General features: G+C 37.0%; 1 protein-coding gene and 1 pseudogene. Both read right to left on the bottom strand.

Annotation, left to right across the window (positions count from 1 at the left end; all coding sequences use genetic code 11):
- Positions 1-409 precede the first annotated feature (409 nt).
- Complete coding sequence (gene hisS / locus BN338_RS07220; protein ID WP_039760517.1) at positions 410-1897, bottom strand: histidine--tRNA ligase; 1488 nt, start codon at positions 1895-1897, stop codon at positions 410-412.
- Positions 1898-3177: 1280 nt separating this feature from the next.
- A pseudogene (locus BN338_RS12675) lies at positions 3178-3387 on the bottom strand (helix-turn-helix domain-containing protein); the annotation flags it as partial.

The raw sequence follows: 3387 nt of genomic DNA, 5'->3' as shown, positions 1-3387 counted from the left end.
GATCTCTTTTATCGTTCACGGATGTAAGATCTTAGGCTATTCACAATAAAACAGCAGAAAATATAGACAAACACATGAGAATTCAAAAATTACCCCTATGAATAGTCATATATGTCTATAAGCTATTGGGTTTCTATTATTGACCATCACTTTTTCTAAACAGAGCTGAATAAAGAGCGCCGAACGCTCCAGCGGTGCATATTTTGCTTTATAAAACTATTCACCTCCCCCTCAAATATTCATTTTATCATGAATATAAAGCCTTTTTCAGCTTTCAAAAGAATTCCTTTTATGCCGCAGGAACTTTAAAAAATAAGATTTTAAGCACACGAAAACAGATATAAAGACATATTTAAAAATTGAAGGGGAAATGTTCAAGCTCTTCGCAGCAGTTTCTTTCACAAAACCATTACTGTTTTTGGGCTGCTAAAATATCTTGTACTGTTTGCACCAATTGCTCTTCATTAACCATCACTTGCGCAGGACGGCTTTCACGCCATGTTTGATTATCCTTAATTTCATGAGACAAACGGGCTCCTTCAATTAAATCTTTGATCTGTATTTTTCCACTCTCACGTTCTTGCGTTCCTTGGATGATCACACAAGGAGCTTGACGCCGATCCGCATATTTCATCTGCGCTTTAATTCCCGATGCCCCCAAATAAAGTTCCGCACAAATTCCTGCACTTCGCAATTGCATCACCATTTTTTGATAACCTGCAATAGCTTCTGGCTCTTTATCCATCATCAACACCACAACGGGTCCAAAAGTATTTTTGACTGGCAATTTTCCAAGATTTTGCAAAGCAGCGATCAAACGTGAAACCCCTATTGAAAAACCTGTTGCCGGAATATTTTCTCCCCGAAAACGCGCGATCAAACCATCATAGCGCCCCCCACCACCAACAGAGCCAAAAACAACTTTTTGCCCATCATCATTGAGAACATCAAAAAGCAATGCCGCCTCAAAAACAGGCCCCGTATAATATTCCAATCCACGAACCACCGAAGGGTCAATTTTAATGCGATTGTGATAACCATTAGCGGAAAAGATTGCTTGCATTTCCTCAAGCTCGCGAACCCCTTCAAGCCCTTGAGCATTCTGACCAACGACTTGTCTGAGAGCATCAAGCGTTTCTTCTGCCGTTTTCGCTTCTATCGTGAGTAGAGAAAGGATACATTCAATCTCTTTATCTTGAAGTTCAGCTCCTTTTGTAAAATCACCACTTTCATCCAAACGTCCCTTACCTAAAAGTAAACGCACGCCTTCAGAACCAAATTTATCAAGTTTGTCCATTGCTCGAAGAACAGTTAAACGCCTTTCAACCTGCTCCTTTTCCCCTAAACCAATCAACTGCAAAACACTTTCCAGAATTTTTCGGTTATTCAAACGAATGGCATAATCATGCTGCTGAATGCCTAATTTTTCCAAACTATCCGCTGCCATCATGCAAATTTCAGCATCTGCTGCAACGGTTGGTGTTCCTACAATATCAGCATCAAATTGCATAAATTGCCGAAACCGTCCTGGTCCAGGCTTTTCATTGCGAAAAACAAATCCCAACCGATAACTACGATATGGTTTTGGGAGCGTTTCAAAATTTTCAGCAAAATGACGCGCAAGAGGCGCCGTCAGATCATAGCGCAAAGACATCCATTGTTCATCATCATCTTGGAGCGAAAAAACCCCAGCATTGGGACAATCTGAATCAGGTAAAAACTTCCCCAACACATCTGTATATTCAAAAATGGGTGTTTCAAGCGCTTCAAAACCGTAAAGTTCATAAACTTCACGAATTTGCGCAATCATCATTTCAGTAGCATACAATTGTGCACTTGTGCGATCAACAAAACCACGGGGTAAACGGGCTTTGGTTTTTTCTTGTTTCAATGACATGTTATTCTCTAGCAACAATATGTGTTCACGGATAACCATTATCCCATAGCAACAAACGCTGCAATGACTTTATCACCCTCAAAGCTTTTAACAACATGTTAGAGGATTTTATTTTACAAAAGCGATCTGCCTTAAAGCAATTTTCTAAAAAATTTTATACTTCATGATGTCACGCCTCCACACACAAAACATCCTCAACAAAAAACACCATTATATTACCAATTTATTTCCTTGTTTAAAAAATAATTTTCTATACCCTCGCATCTATTTCAAAAAAAGAACTTATGAATCGTATAATGATATTCGCATAAAGCCCTCTGAACGTAAGATAAAATCTTCATGAAAAGTATAAATCCATTATGCATTCATCTCTCTTAACAGCTCAATAAAGCTGCAAGCCAATCATACGCTTTATCATCCTTCAATGTTGCAAAAGCTCTTGGCACTTGAAAGGAGGCATAAAAAGCTTTTTCTTGTCTTCAAATGCTTTATGCTATCCTAAGACCTCTTAACACATACAAAGAAATGATCTTGATTAACCATAAAAACTTTAAAACAATAAAAATCTCATCACATGAAGGGACTTTCACCCAACCAGCAAAACAGTGAACGATAACACTGCTGTACCGTAAAACATGATCATTTGAAATACCGTGATATGAAATCAACCACTGAACCCCGCTTAAGAAAAACCAAACTGTTTACAATCCCCAAACTGTTTACAACTTATCGTCTATGTATCAGTAGAACTTTAAGAAAAATAATCCTTTAGAGTCGCTAAAAAATCAAAGCTAAACAAAAGCATTATCACCATAATATGTTTCTAGACATTTTCATAAATCTTTATGAAGAGACGTCGCTATATCCCATATGAAATCAGCCAAATAGCATGCATTAGAAAAGACACTGAGCTGGTTGCAGACGATTGATTGACAAATTGATGCTTCTAAACACACAAGCAAAACAATAGAAAGGGAGGACTTTGCAAAATAAAACAGTCAAAAGAAGTGCAGCTTAAAGCTCATCTCATAACGTTTAATCGTTTTCATTATGAAAAAATGGCAGCATTATCACCATGCTGCCTCTAAATACTTTTATGAATATTTATAAAAAGAAGTGGCTTATATATTCATATGAAATTAGCCAAATGGAATGTGTTAGAAAAGACACCAGATTGTTTACAGACGTTTTTTTTAAAGTCAGCATGGATTAAAAATCTTCATCTTTTAAGATAAAGAGGAAATAAAAAGAATAGTGCACCATACATCATTTAAAACGTTTTAATTTTGATTAGAAATCAGCTTCAAAATTGCTTTCTGTTTGACGGACGTGAGAACTCTAAAACTTTTTAAAAGCAAATATTCCTCTTTGCTCGCTGCGATTTCATCATAATGATACGGGGTGTTTTCTTTTTTGATGATATCAGTGTAAAAGAAGGAAACTGGAACCTTCAAAATATCGGAAATTTCCTTTAACCGCCCTGCGCTGAT

The organism is Bartonella queenslandensis AUST/NH15 (assembly GCF_000312585.1).
In the GTDB taxonomy this organism is placed as follows: domain Bacteria; phylum Pseudomonadota; class Alphaproteobacteria; order Rhizobiales; family Rhizobiaceae; genus Bartonella; species Bartonella queenslandensis_A.
The sequence above is the reverse complement of the archived record's forward strand: the minus strand, read 5'-3'. Positions and strand labels throughout refer to the sequence as shown.